Below are 16,449 nucleotides of genomic sequence, written 5' to 3' on the forward strand. Positions count from 1 at the left end.
GGCCGAAAACTCCGGCCCGCATCACCCGCATTCACCGATAATGGTTATCCGTCGCGGTTATTTGAACCACGGCGGCAGGACGAAGCTGTCGGTGGCGTAGAGCGCCGGTGCGATCAGCTTCGGGTCGGTCTTGTAGTCCTGGTGCTGCAGGAACTGGTGCGGCATGCCGAGCGACGGGTCGGCGACTTGCGTCGGGTAGCAATAAGCCGACTGGCCAGCCGGATCGGCGCGGTAGGTGCCGTTGACGCCGCGATAGACGTTGCGGCGCAGCACGGCTGCCACCTTCTGCGTCTGCTCCTTGTTGAACGGCTCGCTGGGGCCGCCGGCAATCGCCGCCGCAATTGCCCACATCCACAGGCCATCATAGGTCTGCGAACCGGTGATATAAGCGGAGTTCGGGCCGAACTTGGCGCGGTAGGCTTCGCGGAACGACTTGGAATAATCGTCCGGCAGGCAGCCGACGACCGTCGAATAGATGACGCCGTTGACGGCTTCGCCACCGATTTCGCGGAAGGCCGGCAGCGACGGGCCGTACTGCATGTAGACCAGGCTGTTGATCGGCTGTGCCAGGAACTGCACCATGAACTGGGCAAGGTCCTGCGGCAGGAAGTGGGTGACGATGATCGCCGCCGGCGGGTCCTGGCGCAGCTTGGCGAGCGTCGGGCCCCACTGGTTGGTCGGGAAGGGAACGGTCTCGAACAGGCTGATCTCGAAGCCGTATTCCGCTGCCTTGTCTCTGATGGCATTGGCGATGACGATCGAATATTCGTTGGCCGAAGGAATGATGGCGATCTTCTTGTTCGGCGCCTTCCACTTGTCGCCGGCGGCGAGTTCCTTCAGGAAGTTCAGGCAGCCCGGGCCGTACCAGTATTCCGGCGGGTCACCCTGAAAGCAGCCGTAGTAGCGCTCGGGATCGGTCTTGAACTTTTCGTTGTGCGAAATCAGCGTATTGTAATGCATCATGATGATGTCATTGTCGGCGGCAATGTCCATCTCGATCATGTTGGTGCCAACATTGTAGCCGTTCATCAGCACCGGCGTGCTGAAGCGGTCGATCAGGCGCTGCATCGCCTGGCTGACGATGTCGGCGCCCATTTCCTTGGTGTCTTCGACATGGATTTCGATCGGCCGGCCGAGAATGCCGCCGGCGGCGTTGATTTCTTCGGCGGCGAGATCGAGGCCGTTCTTGAACTCGATGCCGTCAGCGGCGGCAAAACCCGACATCGGCAGGGCAGAGCCCACCGGAATCGGTGTCGCGTCCTGCGCGCGGGCGGCGCTGTTGAGATTGGCGAGAAGTGTACCGGCGGCTCCCGCGCCGATCACTCCCTGTAGCATTGCACGTCTCTTCATCATAACGGTACCCCTTTTATCCTTGGTTGTTAGTCGTCATGTGTCAGTCATGTGCTTACCTGGAAAAAAGCACCTCCAGGCTCGCTGCGGCGGAAAGGACGCGGGCATCGGCGCCACGCGCTCCGATGACCTGGAAACTGACCGGCAGGCCGTCCGGCGTCGCACCGCACGGTATCACGCAAGCCGGCTGCTGGCTGAGATTGATCGGGAAATTGAAGGCCGCCCATTCCGTCCAGCGCTGGTAACGGCCGTCGGCTGGAAATTCGAGGCCGGCTTCGAAAGCCGGGATGGCGGTGCCCGGCGAAACGACGAAGTCGTAAGTCTCGAGCAACGGGTCCATGGCGACGCCGAATTCCGAGCGGCGCACCTGCGCGGCAATCAGGCCCTTGGCATCGATCCGTCCGCCCTGTGCAGCGATATCGAGGAAACCCGGATCGATGCCGGCGCGTTCGTTTTCTGGAACGAGCGCCAGTCTGGCGGCGGCTCCCGTGAACCAGTGATGATGGAAGAGATCGAGATGGTTTTCGCCCGGCAGCACGATCGGCTCGACGCTGGCGCCCGCCGCCTTGAGATCGGCAACCCGGGAATCGACGATGCGTTTGACATCGGCATCGACAGCGCCGACCGGCGGCTCCGACCAATAACCGATCTTCAGTCCCGACAGGTCCACGGCCTCGTCATCGAGCGGTGCAAGCCGGCCGGCGCCCTGCGCCCAGTCCCGCAGATCGCGGCCGGACATGATCTTCAGCATCAGCTTGGCATCGGCGGCGCTGCGCGTCATCGGCCCGAGATGGGCAACGGTGCCGAAGGCGCTGGCCGGATAAGCAGGCACGCGCCCGAATGTCGGCTTCAGGCCGACGATGCCGCAGAAGGAGGCCGGTACGCGGATGGAACCGCCGCCATCGGTGCCGAGATGGAAGACGCCCGCACCGGTGGCCGCCGCCACTGCCGCGCCGCCTGACGAACCGCCGGACCCCTTGCTCGGGTCGACGGGATTGCGGGTGATGCCGCACAAAGCGCTGTCGGTGACGGCCTTCCAGCCGAATTCCGGCGTCGTCGTCTGGCCGATGAACACGGCGCCGGCGGCGCGCATCCGTTCGACCGCGGGCGCATCGGTACGATAAGGCTCGGCAGATGTCGTCCTGCTGCCATAGCGGACGCTCCAGCCGTCAACCCAGATGATGTCCTTGAGCGTCGTCGGAATGCCATCGGCATCGGAAAGCGGCTCGCCCGCCCGCCAGCGCTTCTCTGACGCTGCGGCAGCTTCGAGAGCGCCCTTGCGATCGACGAAGGTAAAGGCATTCAGCGATGGGTTGATTTCTTCCGCCCGGTCCATGGTCGCGGTCGCGACCTCGACAGGCGACAGGTCTCCCGCGGCATAGGCCTTGGCAAGCGCCGCGGCATCCATGAGGCACAGGGAATTGACCCCGGAAAGTGGGTTGATTTTCGACATTCTGCTTTTGAACCCCTTGTCTTCACCATCCACTCTATCGGCGGATTTGATTTGACGAGGGCAGTCTGCCGCTTTCTTTTCGTTTCACAAAATGTATTATTCAGATGAACTTCTTCTATTTCATGTAACAATTTTGGCGTGCTATGAATCTCACCATTCGTCAGCTCCGTTATGTCTGCGAGGTCGCCCGGCTGGGCAGCGTGCAGGCCGCTTCGAAAGCGCTTTATATTTCGCAATCGTCAATTCTGGCGGCCATTGCCCTGGCGGAAGGCGAAATGGGCGCCCGCATCTTCGACCGTCGTCCGGCGCGCGGCGTGCAGATTACCCCGGCTGGCGAACGCTTCGTCAGCGCGGCGCGCGTCATGCTGTCGGCCGCCAACGAATTCAACCGGGCGATCGGCGATTTGAGCGACCGGGTTCCGAAGGTCCTGCGCATCGGCTGTTTCGAGCCGTTCGGGGCGCTGTTCATGCCGGAGATGTTGCGCAGCTATGTCGACAATGTCGGCGATGTCGAAATCGATCTTCTCGAAGGCGACCAAGTTCAGTTGCAGGCCTGGCTTGCGGAAGGGCTGATCGATCTGGCGATCCTCTACGATATCGGCCCGATCCATACAGACAGCATCACGCGCATCTGCCGGGTGCCGGCACATGCCGTGCTGCATGCCGACGATCCGCTTGCCGAACGCGATGCCGTCTGGTTGTCCGATCTCGCCACCCGGCCGCTGGTGCTGCTCGACATGCCGCAGACGGCAACCTATCTGCTGACCCTGTTCGACGTGCTGGCAAAACGGCCCGAGGTGCGTTTCCACACGCGCTCCTACGAAACCGTCCGTTCTGCCGTCGCTTCCGGTTTCGGCATGTCGGTTCTCAACATGCGGCCGATCGGCCGGGCGACGTCGGATGGCGCGGCCATCGTCCGGCGTCCGATCCTCGACGACCTGCCGCCGCCGACACTGATCGTCGCCGACATGTATGGCGCGGCCAAGCCGCTTTTCGTGCGCATCTTCATCGAGATCTTCCGCCGTTTCTTCCATGCGATGGGGCCGTCGGTGTTTTCGGTGACGCAGCCTGCCAAGGAACCTTATCTGCTGGTGGAAAGCTGAAAAGCCCGGGAACTTCTCCGTGCGCCGCGCGTTCTCTTGCGATGGCCCGAATTGGACCGATGGTTGGCGGCCCCGCGGCGCATCGAACCCACGACAGGAGAAAGGAGCATGGAATGACCTTGACCCTCGTAAGCACGGCTTTCGCCGAGGGCGACATGATTCCCCAGAAATATGCACGGATTGGGGAAAATCTGTTTCCGCCATTGCGCTGGCAAGGCGCACCCCGCGACGTGCAGAGTTTTGCCCTGATCGTCGAAGATCCCGACGCACCGAGCGGAACATTCCGCCATTGCGGCATCTTCGACATTCCCGCCGACTGGCGTGACCTGCCGCACGGCATGGACGGGCACGACCTGCATTTTTCAGAGAACGATTTCGGTTATGCCCGCTATGACGGTCCACAACCGCCTCGCGGCCACGGCCTGCACCACTACCATTTCAAGCTCGCTGCGCTGGATGTGCCAAGCCTGCCAGTCACCACCGCTGCCGGGGTGGAAGCGATGTGGCGGGAAGCGCGCCGGCACATCATCAGCCAGGCGTCCCTGACGGGAACGTTTGAAATGCATTGAGTGTTTGGCGCGAGCCGCTTCTTCTCAGACGTCATCCTCGGGAAGTGTAAAGCCCGAGGATGATGACAAGTGGTGGGGGTGCTACGGCGGGCCCCGTCAGAACTTCACGCCGATACCGATCATCAGCGTATGCTGTTTCGGATCGACATCGATGCCGGAAATGCTCTTTTCGCCGTAATCGCTGAAGCGATATTCGGCCCGGCCGAAGACTTTTTGCGTGAAGGCGTAATCGACGCCGGCGCCGACCGTATAGCCGTTGAACGTGGCGTGATCCTTGCCGGCTCCAGGCACGTCGGCATAACCGCGGGTGACTGCCCAGCCGGCCGTCGCATAGATCAGGGCGTTATCGAGCGCATAACCGACGCGGGCCCGCACCGAGCCGCTGAGATCCGTTCCGGCGTCGACGCCGCCACCGATGCCCTTTTCGTTCCAATTGTAGTTCAGGTCGCCTTCGGCTCCCAGAACCATGTTGTTGTCGAGAAGATAGTTGTAGCCGACGAAACCACCGAAGACGCCGCCGTTGAAATGTTCGTTATCATCGATACCCGGGCCGTCGAGATCGCTTCGGAGCCAACTGCCGCCGCCTTGCAGACCGATATAGGGACCGCTCCAGGTAAATGTCTCGGCCGTGGCGATGACCTCGGGAGCCACCGGCTCCTGATAGACGAGATCAGCCGCCAGGGCAGGTGTGGTTGCCAGCAGTAAGGCCGAACTTGCGATAATGGCTTTCATGGTGCCCTCCGACAGGATATCCGGTTCTTCCCTCGCGATCACCTCAACGTTCATGGACGAGGATTGTTCCGCGCCCTTTGCATTTGATCGCCTGAGCTATGACGGATCATCGCCGGCAATCATGGCGAATTGGTGTGGCCGCAAGCCGGGGCCGGAGGTCGGCTACCAGTTGCCCTGAAAATAGAAAAAAATACCGCTCCATGCTATTATTGGCGATTTCACGCGCTGACTTTCCCGCAGTTCTGCTTTGGAACCAGAATAAAATACCAATTTCATGTTTTTTCGTGTAGACATCAAGGGGTGCGCCCCCTAAAGTACGGGAAGCGGTGGAAAACCGTGATTCCCGAGGACATTCAAAGCAGGCCGGAGGCACGATTGATCGGAGCGTTTTCATCCTTTTTCGGAAAACGTCGCTGCTCACCCTGCCTATCCGCTATCGTTGCCGTGCTTTTGGTGACATTGTCCATGAATGGTGCGGCTTCTGCCGGCGCGCAGCGCATGTCGCTCGAGCGGTCCGCCGTGCCGGATGAGGCCGGCCTAGGGGCGGCGGCGTCAGCCGCCCGTGCGGCAGTAATCGCTGTTGATGTCACGGGCCAGTTTCTTGCCCTTTTTCCTCCGGCGCACAGCGCAACGGACGCCCTGCCTGCAGCGACGAATGCATGGCGTTCGGCTGTTCGGGTTGTCGATTTTCCATTGTCGTCGCTGTCGCGCGGCCCGCCGGACGATCGTTTCTGACATGCCTGTCCGCTGGCCGGAGCGACGATGCGCCGGTCTTCTTGCAGGAAGGAACTGTCTGGTTCCGCAAACCGTCCTTTGCCGATCCGGACGGAATTGTGGGCCTTCCAGTGTTTTCCTGAAGCCTTAGCTGCAAGCCGAAAACGAAATGAACGACGAGGACCTTCTCCTTCTTCTCCTGGCGCTTCCTTTTCTGGGAAGCTTTGTGGCTGCGCTGCTGAAAACAGCGGCGCGCACCGCTGCGGCCTCCGTGGCGGGTTTGGTCGCCCTTGCTGCCCTGGCGATCACCGCAGCTCTCTATCCGTCCGTCGCCGGCGGCAACGTCGTGCGGATCTCCTACGAGTGGCTGCCGACGCTCGACCTGAATTTCACCCTGCGGATGGACGGTTTTGCCTGGATGTTCTCGATGCTGATCACCGGCATCGGTCTCCTCGTGGCGGTCTATGCCCGCTACTACATGTCGAAGGAGGACCCGGTTCCGCGGTTCTTCTCGTTCCTCCTCGCCTTCATGGGGGCGATGCTAGGGATCGCGTTGTCGGGAAACCTGATCCTGCTGGCGATCTTCTGGGAATTGACGAGCATCGTGTCCTTCCTGCTGATCGGTTACTGGCACCAGAACGCCGCTGCCCGCGACGGCGCCCGCATGGCCTTGACGGTTACCGGCATGGGCGGCCTCTGTCTGCTCGTTGGCCTGCTGCTGATCGGCCACATCGCCGGCAGCTACGATCTCGACAAGGTGCTTGCGGCAGGTGATGCAATCCGCGTCCACCCGCTCTACCTGCCGGCGCTTATCCTCGTGTTGATGGGCGCGTTGACGAAGAGCGCGCAGTTCCCGTTCCATTTCTGGCTGCCGAATGCCATGGCCGCACCGACACCGGTTTCGGCCTACCTGCATTCGGCGACCATGGTGAAGGCCGGCGTCTTCCTGCTCGTACGGCTCTGGCCGGTGTTGTCAGGCACCTACGAATGGTTCTGGCTGGTCGGGCTCGCCGGCACGGCAACGCTGTTGCTGGGCGCCTACTTCGCCATCTTCCAGCAGGACCTGAAAGGCCTGCTCGCCTATTCGACCATCAGTCATCTGGGTTTGATCACCACGCTGCTCAGCCTCGGCAGCCCGTTGGCCGCCGTCGCCGCGATTTTCCACATGATGAACCATGCGACCTTCAAGGCATCGCTGTTCATGGCGGCCGGCATCATCGATCACGAGACCGGCACCCGCGACATGCGGCGTCTCAGCGGCTTGTTCCGTTTCCTGCCGATCACGGCGACGCTCGCCATGGTCGCAAGCGCGGCGATGGCCGGGGTGCCGCTGCTCAACGGTTTCCTGTCGAAAGAAATGTTCTTCGCCGAAGCCGTCGAAACCCATGCGGATTCGATACTCGACAAGGCCTTGCCCTATATCGCTACGATTGCCGGCGCCTTTGCCGTCACCTATTCGCTGCGTTTCATCCACACCGTCTTCTTCGGCCCGCCGCCGACCGACCTGCCGAAAGCCGAACCGCACGAGCCGCCGCACTGGATGCGGTTGCCCATCGAGCTTCTCGTGCTGCTCTGCCTGATCGTCGGCATGGTGCCGGCCATGTCCATCGGCCCGTTCCTGCATACGGCCGTCATTGCCGTTCTCGGTACGGAAACGCCGGAATACAGCCTTGCTGTCTGGCACGGCTTCAACATACCGCTGCTGATGAGCATCGTGGCGTTAGCTGCGGGTACCTTACTCTACCTCTTCCTTCGCCGGTATCTCGCGACCTGCGAGGACGGACCGCCGATCTTTCGTCACCTGCAGGGGCAGCGCATCTTCGAGCGAATCCTCGTCACCGTGTCGTGGAAATGGGCCCGCTGGCTGGAAGCCTATAGCGGCACCCGGCGGCTACAGCCGCAACTGCGGCTTCTGACGGCACTCGGCTTTATCGCTGCCTTCTTGCCCCTGTATTTCGGCGGATTCCATCCACGGCCGCTGTCTTTCGCCCGGCCGGACCTGGTCTTCTCGCTGATCTGGCTGATCGGTATCTTCTCCGCTCTCGGCGCCGCCTACCAGGCAAAATATCACCGGCTGGCGGCACTGACCATGCTCGGCGGGGCAGGGCTGATGACCTGCCTGACCTTCGTCTGGCTGTCGGCCCCTGATCTGGCACTCACCCAGCTGCTGGTCGAGGTGGTGACCACCGTTCTCATCCTGCTCGGCCTGCGCTGGCTGCCGAAACGCAACGAGAGCATCGACAATACCGTCAATCTTTTCGGCAGGCTGCGCCGCCTGCGCGATCTTGGTATCGCGGTTGCCTGCGGCATCGGCATGTCGCTGCTCGCCTATGCGGTGATGACGCTGCCGGTTCCGGATGCGATCGCCAATTATTTCCTGGAGAAAGCCTATACGGAAGGCGGCGGGCGCAATGTCGTCAACGTCATCCTGGTCGATTTCCGCGCCTTCGACACCATGGGCGAGATCACCGTGGTTGCCATCGTTGCGCTGACTGTCTTTGCCCTGCTGCGACGGTTCCGCCCCGCTGCCGACAGCGTTGCGGTGCCGGAACAGCAGCGCATCCAGAACGCCTACGACGACGCGCGCCCCGAGCGTGCGCCGGGCGATACCGTGCGCGACTACCTGCTGGTGCCGTCGGTGATCATGCAGTGGCTGTTCCCGGTGATCATCACCTTCGCGGCCTTCCTGTTCGTTCGCGGACATGATCTGCCGGGCGGCGGTTTTGCCGCCGGCATCGCCATGGCGATCGCCTTCCTGCTGCAATATCTCGCCGGCGGCGCGCGCTGGGCGGAAGATCGCCTGCGCATCCTGCCGGTCCGCTGGATCGGCGCCGGCCTGCTGATTGCCGCAGCGACCGGCATGGGCTCCTGGCTCTTCGGCCGGCCGTTCCTGACGACACATGCCCAGTACGTCGACATTCCGTTGATCGGCAAGGTGCCGCTGGCGACGGCGATGCTCTTCGATCTTGGCGTTTTCGCGCTTGTCGTCGGCGCTACCGTGTTGATGTTGATCGCGCTCGCCCACCAGTCGATCCGTGTTTACCGCGTCCGTTCGCCGGAACCGCTCAAGTCGGAGGAGGCGTAATGGAACTCGTTCTCGCAATCGGTATCGGTGCAATGACCGGCTCCGGCGTCTGGCTTCTCCTGCGCCCGCGCACCTATCAGGTAATCGTCGGCCTGTCGCTTTTGTCGTATGCCGTCAATCTCTTCATCTTCGGCGTCGGCGGCATCAAGCGGCATGCGCCGCCCATCCTGCCGGAAGGCGGCATCGCCGATGCGGCGAAATTCACCGACCCCGTGCCGCAGGCGCTGGTGCTGACGGCAATCGTCATCGGTTTCGCCACAACAGCGCTGTTCCTGGTGGTCCTGCTCGCCTCCCGCGGCCTGACCGGCACAGACCATGTCGACGGACGGGAGCAGTCCAAATGAGATTGTGGTCCGAACATCTGGTCATCGCGCCCATTCTCATCCCGCTCATCGTCGGCGCCATCCTGGTGCTGCTCGACGAAAAGCGCCGTGTTGCCAAGTCGATGATCAGCGTCCTGTCGACGCTGGCACTGCTCGTCGTCGCGGTGCAGATGATGCGTTATGTCAGCGCCGCGCATGCTCCGGGCGCGTCCATCACGGCCGTCTACATGCTCGGCAACTGGCCGGCGCCCTTCGGCATCGTTCTCGTCGCCGACCGACTGTCGGCGATGATGCTGGTGCTGACCGCGCTTCTGGCACTGGCCTCGCTGATCTTTTCGCTGGCGCGCTGGCATAAGGCGGGCCCGCATTTCCATACCCTGTTCCAGCTGCTGCTGATGGGCCTGAACGGCGCCTTCCTGACGGGAGACCTCTTCAATCTCTTCGTCTTCTTCGAAGTGATGCTGGCAGCCTCCTACGGTCTCCTGCTGCACGGCTCCGGCCCGACACGCGTCAAGGCAGGCCTGCATTATATCGCCGTCAACCTGGCGGCGGCACTTTTGTTCCTCATCGGCGTCAGCCTCATCTACGGCATCACCGGCACGCTGAACATGGCCGATCTTGCTGCCCGCATCCCTGATCTGCCGCATGAAAACCGCATCCTGCTGGAGGCCGGCGGCGCCGTGCTGGGCGTTGCCTTCCTGGTCAAGGCCGGCATGTGGCCGCTGAACTTCTGGCTGCCACCGGCCTATACCGCCGCTGCCGCGCCTGTTGCCGCCATCTTCGCTGTCATGAGCAAGCTCGGTGTCTACGTCATCCTGCGCCTGTCCCTGCTGCTGTTCGGCGAGCAGGCGCAGGAATCGGCCGGATTCGGCTTCGACGTGCTGCTGTATGGCGGCATGATCACCATGGCGTTCGGCGCCGTCGGCGTGGTGGCATCGCAGGCGCTTGGCCGGCTTGCCGGTTATTCCGTGCTGGTTTCCTCCGGCACGCTGCTGGCCGCCGTCGGCTGGGGTTCGGCCGGCGTGACGGCGGGCGCGCTGTTCTACCTGGTCAGCTCGACACTGACGATTGCCGCCTTCTTCCTGCTCATCGAACTGGTCGAAAGAGGCCAGGATGCCGGCGCCAACGTTCTCGCCGTTACCATGGAAGCCTATGGCGACGCCGACGAGGAGGAAGAGGATGACGAGGTGGGCGTGGCGATGCCCGGAACGCTGGCAGCTCTCGGCATCTGCTTCGGCATGTGCGGCATTCTGCTGGCGGGCCTGCCGCCGCTGTCGGGCTTTATCGCCAAGTTTGCGATGATGTCGTCGATGTTCAATCCCGCAGGGCTTGGCAGCGACGCCGCCATCCGTCCCTCTGCGTGGTGGCTGGTCGGCCTGATCATCTTGTCTGGGCTTTCGGCGCTGATTGCCATGACGCGCGCCGGCATCCGCACCTTCTGGGCCTCGATCGAAGGAACCGTGCCACGGGTGCTGGTGATGGAAATGGCGCCGGTGATCCTGCTGCTCTTCCTCACCGTGATGCTGACCCTCGAAGCGGGGTCGGTGATGGCCTATCTCGAGGAGACCGCCCGCAACCTGCATGTGCCGCAAGGCTACATGCACGATGTGATGACGGCGCCGGGGATGCTGCAGGAGGGTGCCCAGCCATGAGAACCGTTCTTCCTTATCCGCTTCTGTTCGTCTCCCTCGTGCTCATGTGGCTGTCGCTCAACCGCTTCTCCCTCGGGCATCTGGTGCTGGGTTCGGTGATCGCGCTGCTGGCATCGGCGGCCATGGCGTCGCTTCGGCCGGACAAGCCGCGGCTGAAGAAGATCGGCTTGTTTGCGCGGCTGCTGGCCCTGGTTTTCTACGACATCATCCGTTCGAACCTTTCCGTCGCCTCGCTTATCCTCAACGACCGCAACGGCAGGCGGAAATCCGGCTTCATGACCATCCCGCTGGAGATGAAGAACCCGACGGGTCTCGCCGTTCTGGCTGTGTTGCTGACGAGCACGCCGGGCACCGCCTGGCTCGAATACAATTCGACGGAAAGCACGCTGCTGATCCATGTGCTCGACCTCAAGGACGAGGAGGAATGGATGGAGTTGATCAAGAACCGCTACGAACGCATGCTGATGGAGGTTTTTGAATGAGCGCCGACATTCTCTATTGGGCGATCGCCATATCGCAGGTGCTGCTTGCCATCGCCATGGCGTTTGCCTGCCTGCGGATGTTCCGCGGCCCGCGCGCCCAGGACCGGGTTCTCGGTCTGGATACGCTTTACGTCAATTCCATGCTGCTGCTCATCACCTACGGCATCCGTGCCGGCAGCCCCATCTATTTCGAAGCTGCCTTGATCATCGGCCTTCTCGGTTTCGTGGCAACGGTGGCGCTCGCCAAATTCCTGATGCGCGGGGAGGTGATCGAATGAGTTATCCGGCCGAACTGCCGATGTGGGCAGCGCTGCTCGTCTCGTTTTTCCTGCTGCTCGGCGCCGGTCTGTCGTTGCTCGGCACAATCGGCTTCCTGCGCTTCAAGTCGTTCTACGAACGCCTGCATGCGCCCACGCTCGGCACGAGCTGGGGAACCGGCGGAATCCTGACGGCCTCGATGATCTTCTTCACGGTGACGGAAGGCCGGCCGGTCTTCCATGAGATCCTCATCGGTATCTTCGTCACGGTCACCACGCCGGTGACGCTGATGCTGCTCGCCAGGGCGGCACTCCACCGCGATCGCAGCGAAAACGACCCAACGGTCCCTTCTGCCAGCATCCTGACAAAGCCGGGAAAAACCGTGGTGGAAGAATAGGCGCCTCGCGCCAAACCTCGCGTCAGCAGACCCAGGGTTCCGGTTCGCTCACCACCTGGCCCGAAGTGTAGTCGCGCGTAAAAGCAACGCGTTTTTCATCGGCACGTCGCTGCGAAAGATCGATACGGCCAAGGTCCACGAAGGTCGGCGGAAGCACAACGAGCGATCCGATTTCAGTTTCGCGCTGGCGTGAAAGAAACTTGAACATGTGTGCCTCCCTTTTCTAAAGGAATCGCCCCGGCGTTTCCTGCATCGATTTTTGGAGGACATTCGTTAATACTCGATTAACCATAAATATTCGATTTTGTGGCGGCGATGCTCGTGCGAACACCGCCTGGCCAACGGATCGTCATCCACCGAAAACGCGCCCCGTTTCCTGCATAAACCGAGGCTTCGTAGCCGGCTCATAGCCCCTGTTGCTGCATCCATGCACAAGCCTGCTGGTTGCCTTCCATGTTGCAGGAGCGGTTGGCCTGAAGAATCTGGATGTAATAGTTGCACTGGTTCGGATCTCCGCCCGCGCAATTTTGCCCCAACGCAGCCATCTGACACGCCAGAGAGAAACCTGTCTGGCACGCACGCTGGTGATAGGGAACGCAATATTGGGGATTTGCGGACGACATGCAGGTGGCTTCCAGCATGTTCGGACTGTTGTTGCTGTAGCAAAAGAGTTGCCCGGACGCGTCCAGTTCACATGGTCCGGTCTGTGCAACGGCGGTGGTCGTCGAGAATGAGTAGGTCGAGAAAGCGAGCGCCATACCGATTACGGCGGGCAGCAGGATCTTGCGAAACATTGGATCGTCCCTTCCGATTGTTCGGGCGAACCCACCGTCCGCCGATGAACAAACATTAGCCGGAGCTTTTCTATCCGTCTGTTTCGTTCGGCACAGGAGCGGTACCGGTGCCCTCTATGGGGCTCGGTGCGGCTTGTCAGCCTGTCTGGATGCGAGTCGCCTCAATCGCTGCTGTAGAGATCGCTACTCCACACATTAACATGAGTCCCACGCCCGTTGCAGAACATGGCTCCGAAATGGACACACTTCGAAATCGCCCCGTGAGCTATAGAACGCAATTCTATAGCTCACCCCAACCCTGTCAGGTGATGAATATTGACAATATTTGTCACGCTTCCCATAATTTGGGTAGAACGAAAGGGTAGGCCGATGCCGTCAGGTAGCATTCACGTCAAGGTCAGCGGTGCGCTGCAAGATCACATCCAGCAGCAGATTGGCGACGATGGCCTTTATGAAAACGCCAGTGAATATATCCGTGCGCTTATACGCCGTGACCTGCAAACCCGCGACGAGGCATGGGAGGCTTTGCAAAAAGAATTAGCCCCCGCCATGCGCGCCGATGACAGTGAATTCGTCACCGTCTCGGCTGAGGATGTCATCCGGCGTAACAAGCGCCGCTGACCATGGCGGGATATCGCTTTTATCCCCGCGCGGATGCCGCGCAGGACAGGATTTGGCATGAAACCGCCGAGAACTGGGGGGAGGCGCAAGCAGACACCTATATTCGGGGACTGCATGCGCATTTGCAGCGCCTTTGCGAAAGTCGCCTGATTTGGCGACGACTCCCACAAAAAATGGCGGTCCCGGCCGACGTCAAGCGCGAGGCTTATTTTAGCCGGTACGAGCACCATTATATATTCTTCCGCGAACTGGGAAACGGTGATCTCGGTGTCACGAGCATCCTGCATGAACGCATGGATATGGCGGTACGCCTCAAGGAAGACCTTGCGGCGTTGCATGCTAGAGAAAGCGGATTGGAATAGCCACCACAGCGCGGTCCTGTTCACTCATGAAGGATAGCGTGTCCTTCGTCACCTTCCTGATCCGCCGCACATTAATGGCCCTGGCAGCTGATTCTGTACTTTTGACCTTGGAAGTTAGCTTGTGCCTGCCAAACCGAGCTGTTCTCGCGTCTGTAGATTCGCACCTTGTCACCGAGGATGTAGCGAGATGCCATCAAACCCTCCAAAACTTTGTCCGGGATTTCTGGCTAACTTATAGCACGATTTTGATGGTAAGTCTTTGATTTTTTTGGTGAGAGCGCAGGGATTCGAACCCTGGACCTACTGATTAAAAGTTTGCCTATATTTGTTTCCCAAAGTTTCCTGATATTGTCAATATCCTTTATTTTCAGCGTTTTTCGACTATATTATCCCTGCATCGTCGCGCTGGATTTCTTTCCGTATCATTTCTGGTGGCGACTCGGTGGCGACTCAAAGGGGGTGGCATTGCCAGTATTGAAGATCACAAGGAAGAGCGTCGCAGCCATTCCGCAAGTTGAGAAGCTGACGACGTATTACGACACAGACGTGAAGGGTTTCGGCCTGAGGATCGCACCGACTGGGGCTCGCTCATGGATCTTGGAGTATCGCCCAGGTGCAGGTGGCCGTGCTGTCGCGAAGAAGAGATTAAAGCTCGGCTCTCCATCCACCATGTCGCCAGAGGATGCGCGCGAGACCGCCATCAAGACATTGGCGCGAGTGACGCTAGGCGGTGACCCTGCTGCGGCCCGGTCGGATGAGCGACGTGCTGAGAGCGTGGCAGACATCGCGGATCGCTTCCTCTCGGACCACGTATTGGTGAAGAGGAAAGGCCGGACTCACGCTGAGTACTCAGCGCTGGTTGAGCGCTACATAAAGCCGGTGTTGGGATCGATGCGCGGATCACTGGTAACGCCGGCGGATGTGGCGCGGCTTCAAGCAGCGGTCACTCGTGGCAAAGCAGACAAGGGCAACGGAAACCGTACCATAGCAAATCGGACGCTTGCCGTCCTTTCGGCGATGTTTACCTGGGCAAGCAAGCACGGGCTTGTCCAGGGGCTAAATCCAGTGAAGGCGGTCGAGCGCTTCAAGGAAAACAAGAAGGATCGCTATCTTACAACTACGGAACTGACGGCGCTCGGGGAGGCTCTGCACGAAGCAGAGACTACCGGCATCCCGTATGAAGTCGATAGCACCAAGGCTAAGTCAAAACATGCTGCAAAGGAACAGAACCGCCGGACCGTCTACGGCGTCCACGCTGTGGCAGCCATCCGGCTTTTGCTACTGACCGGTGCGCGTCGTCGCGAGATCCTTGACCTTCGCTGGACCGAAGTGGACCTTGAGCGCGGAGTACTGTTTTTGCCCGATTCGAAGACAGGTCGAAAGACAATCGTTCTGTCATCTGCCGCGATTGCCATCTTGGAAGGCTTACCTCATGTCGGAAGGTTCGTCATTGCCAGCGCGTCGGCTGGCACAAAGGACGAGAAGCCTCGGGCGGATCTTAACAAACCGTGGGGAGCTGTCTTAAAACGTGCTGGCCTCGAAAATGTCAGACTTCATGACCTCCGCCACTCTTTCGCAAGCATTGGGGTAGGGGGAAGCCTTGGGCTGCCTATCGTGGGCAAGCTGTTGGGTCATACGCAAGCAACGACGACCCAGCGCTACGCGCACCTCGACACCGACCCCTTGAGAAAAGCTGCGGACGCCATCGGCGAGCGGATTTCCGCTGCCATGAGGAGCCAGTAAATGGCAAAACTCCCTGACGGCTATAGTTTGCAGGCCGGCCCGATAGAAGCCGCGCTGTCCGAGGGCAGGACAGAGGACGCCAAAACTTTGATGGTGGAAATTCTCATGTCGGGTAGAGCAGACGAGGTCGTTCAAAGATTGGCGGCGGCGATGATCAAGCCGCCCGCCAAGGCACGCGGCCGACAAAAGGCACTCCCGCATCACTGGTTCGACATTGGCACTGAATTTCATTCACTGCGTAGCAGTTCAGTAAACTATGAAGACGCATTGCGGATGGTCGCCGATCGTTTCGGTTATTCTGAAACCCATTGCCGTAAAGCCATCCGTGAATTCGAGGAGGCGAAGGCCGCGCACGATAAAGCGAACCGCGAATAAATGGGATTTTTTCGCCTAAATCGAAATTGAGCATTGTCCTATAGATGGCATCATCCAGAAACAAAGGAGATGCCATTGCAACAAACCATTCGCGTAAAACAGGCGGCTCAATATCTGAGCCTCTCGAAGTCCACGCTCGACAAACTTCGTTGTTTCGGCGGCGGGCCGCGTTATTTCAAACTTGGTCGAGCGGTCGTTTACGACGTCGCGGACCTTGATGACTGGAAGTCGCGGCGCGGGAGAACATCAACCTGGGGCGACAATGTCAACTTGCCAGCGGACGCAGCCGCCTGCGCATGAGTAAGTGTTTCCTCTCCGCCACGGTGTCCAACTGCAAATTCCGAGGCAATCCGCCCCCTGATTCCGAAATGATCTCGCCCCCCAGTTCCGAGAATTAGTCGCCCCCTTGTTCCGAGATGATGCCGCCCCTTCGGAT

General features: G+C 60.5%; 19 protein-coding genes. 14 read left to right on the plus strand and 5 right to left on the minus strand.

Going from position 1 to position 16,449, the window contains the following annotated elements:
• Nucleotides 1-57 precede the first annotated feature (57 nt).
• Both ACSQ3I_RS13505 and ACSQ3I_RS13510 read right to left on the minus strand, forming a co-directional pair.
• Entirely contained in the window at nt 58-1,335 is a 1,278-nt protein-coding gene (locus tag ACSQ3I_RS13505; protein WP_435999624.1) for an ABC transporter substrate-binding protein, read from the minus strand.
• A 70-nt stretch (nt 1,336-1,405) separates the two neighbouring features.
• Nucleotides 1,406-2,803: an amidase gene (locus tag ACSQ3I_RS13510; protein ID WP_435999626.1), complete on the minus strand. Its 1,398-nt coding sequence runs from the start codon at nt 2,801-2,803 to the stop codon at nt 1,406-1,408.
• Nucleotides 2,804-2,946: 143 nt separating this feature from the next.
• On the opposite strand from ACSQ3I_RS13510, the gene ACSQ3I_RS13515 reads away from it, so the two are divergent.
• Nucleotides 2,947-3,906 (plus strand): LysR family transcriptional regulator, encoded by a 960-nt coding sequence (locus ACSQ3I_RS13515; RefSeq protein ID WP_435999628.1) that lies wholly within the window; start codon nt 2,947-2,949, stop codon nt 3,904-3,906.
• Between the two features lie 113 nt (nt 3,907-4,019).
• Nucleotides 4,020-4,475 carry a YbhB/YbcL family Raf kinase inhibitor-like protein gene (locus ACSQ3I_RS13520; protein ID WP_435999630.1) on the plus strand — a complete coding sequence of 152 codons (456 nt, stop codon included), beginning with the start codon at nt 4,020-4,022 and terminating at the stop codon, nt 4,473-4,475.
• Between the two features lie 96 nt (nt 4,476-4,571).
• Here the strand turns inward: ACSQ3I_RS13520 and ACSQ3I_RS13525 are convergent, their stop codons facing one another.
• The gene (locus ACSQ3I_RS13525; RefSeq protein WP_435999632.1) at nt 4,572-5,207 is read right to left on the minus strand and encodes an outer membrane protein; all 636 of its coding nucleotides are present in this window, start codon (nt 5,205-5,207) and stop codon (nt 4,572-4,574) included.
• Nucleotides 5,208-5,543: 336 nt separating this feature from the next.
• Between ACSQ3I_RS13525 and ACSQ3I_RS13530 the strand changes: the two genes are divergently transcribed.
• From ACSQ3I_RS13530 to mnhG, 7 genes are all read left to right on the plus strand, one after another.
• Nucleotides 5,544-5,942 (plus strand): hypothetical protein, encoded by a 399-nt coding sequence (locus ACSQ3I_RS13530; RefSeq protein ID WP_435999634.1) that lies wholly within the window; start codon nt 5,544-5,546, stop codon nt 5,940-5,942.
• A 148-nt stretch (nt 5,943-6,090) separates the two neighbouring features.
• The gene (locus ACSQ3I_RS13535) at nt 6,091-9,006 is read left to right on the plus strand and encodes a monovalent cation/H+ antiporter subunit A (protein ID WP_435999636.1); all 2,916 of its coding nucleotides are present in this window, start codon (nt 6,091-6,093) and stop codon (nt 9,004-9,006) included.
• Nucleotides 9,006-9,350 carry a Na+/H+ antiporter subunit C gene (locus ACSQ3I_RS13540; RefSeq protein WP_435999638.1) on the plus strand — a complete coding sequence of 115 codons (345 nt, stop codon included), beginning with the start codon at nt 9,006-9,008 and terminating at the stop codon, nt 9,348-9,350. The genes ACSQ3I_RS13535 and ACSQ3I_RS13540 overlap by 1 nt, the downstream gene beginning before the upstream one ends.
• Nucleotides 9,347-10,981, plus strand: a complete 1,635-nt coding sequence (locus tag ACSQ3I_RS13545) for a monovalent cation/H+ antiporter subunit D (protein WP_435999639.1) — start codon at nt 9,347-9,349, stop codon at nt 10,979-10,981. The genes ACSQ3I_RS13540 and ACSQ3I_RS13545 overlap by 4 nt, the downstream gene beginning before the upstream one ends.
• Nucleotides 10,978-11,463, plus strand: coding sequence for a Na+/H+ antiporter subunit E (locus ACSQ3I_RS13550; protein ID WP_435999640.1), 486 nt, complete (start codon nt 10,978-10,980; stop codon nt 11,461-11,463). The genes ACSQ3I_RS13545 and ACSQ3I_RS13550 overlap by 4 nt, the downstream gene beginning before the upstream one ends.
• The gene (locus tag ACSQ3I_RS13555; RefSeq protein ID WP_435999642.1) at nt 11,460-11,741 is read left to right on the plus strand and encodes a K+/H+ antiporter subunit F; all 282 of its coding nucleotides are present in this window, start codon (nt 11,460-11,462) and stop codon (nt 11,739-11,741) included. The genes ACSQ3I_RS13550 and ACSQ3I_RS13555 overlap by 4 nt, the downstream gene beginning before the upstream one ends.
• Complete coding sequence (gene mnhG, locus ACSQ3I_RS13560; RefSeq protein WP_435999644.1) at nt 11,738-12,118, plus strand: monovalent cation/H(+) antiporter subunit G; 381 nt, start codon at nt 11,738-11,740, stop codon at nt 12,116-12,118. Before ACSQ3I_RS13555 ends, mnhG begins: the two co-directional genes overlap by 4 nt.
• A gap of 22 nt (nt 12,119-12,140) precedes the next feature.
• Here the strand turns inward: mnhG and ACSQ3I_RS13565 are convergent, their stop codons facing one another.
• On the minus strand, nt 12,141-12,326 hold the full coding sequence (locus tag ACSQ3I_RS13565; RefSeq protein WP_435999646.1) for a hypothetical protein: 186 nt from the start codon (nt 12,324-12,326) through the stop codon (nt 12,141-12,143).
• A gap of 196 nt (nt 12,327-12,522) precedes the next feature.
• On the minus strand, nt 12,523-12,912 hold the full coding sequence (locus tag ACSQ3I_RS13570; RefSeq protein WP_435999648.1) for a hypothetical protein: 390 nt from the start codon (nt 12,910-12,912) through the stop codon (nt 12,523-12,525).
• Between the two features lie 369 nt (nt 12,913-13,281).
• On the opposite strand from ACSQ3I_RS13570, the gene ACSQ3I_RS13575 reads away from it, so the two are divergent.
• The 5 genes from ACSQ3I_RS13575 to ACSQ3I_RS13595 all read left to right on the plus strand — a co-directional run bounded on the left by ACSQ3I_RS13575 (nt 13,282) and on the right by ACSQ3I_RS13595 (nt 16,313).
• Complete coding sequence (locus ACSQ3I_RS13575) at nt 13,282-13,533, plus strand: ribbon-helix-helix domain-containing protein (protein WP_435999650.1); 252 nt, start codon at nt 13,282-13,284, stop codon at nt 13,531-13,533.
• A gap of 2 nt (nt 13,534-13,535) precedes the next feature.
• Nucleotides 13,536-13,895, plus strand: a complete 360-nt coding sequence (locus ACSQ3I_RS13580) for a type II toxin-antitoxin system RelE/ParE family toxin (RefSeq protein WP_435999651.1) — start codon at nt 13,536-13,538, stop codon at nt 13,893-13,895.
• A 315-nt stretch (nt 13,896-14,210) separates the two neighbouring features.
• Complete coding sequence (locus ACSQ3I_RS13585) at nt 14,211-15,638, plus strand: tyrosine-type recombinase/integrase (RefSeq protein WP_435999653.1); 1,428 nt, start codon at nt 14,211-14,213, stop codon at nt 15,636-15,638.
• Nucleotides 15,639-16,013: a hypothetical protein gene (locus tag ACSQ3I_RS13590; RefSeq protein ID WP_435999654.1), complete on the plus strand. Its 375-nt coding sequence runs from the start codon at nt 15,639-15,641 to the stop codon at nt 16,011-16,013.
• Nucleotides 16,014-16,088: 75 nt separating this feature from the next.
• Nucleotides 16,089-16,313, plus strand: coding sequence for a helix-turn-helix transcriptional regulator (locus ACSQ3I_RS13595; RefSeq protein WP_435999656.1), 225 nt, complete (start codon nt 16,089-16,091; stop codon nt 16,311-16,313).
• The last annotated feature ends 136 nt before the right edge of the window (nt 16,314-16,449 follow it).

Origin of the sequence: Rhizobium sp. LjRoot30 (assembly GCF_964253915.1) — a bacterium.
Taxonomy (GTDB): Bacteria; Pseudomonadota; Alphaproteobacteria; order Rhizobiales; family Rhizobiaceae; genus Metarhizobium.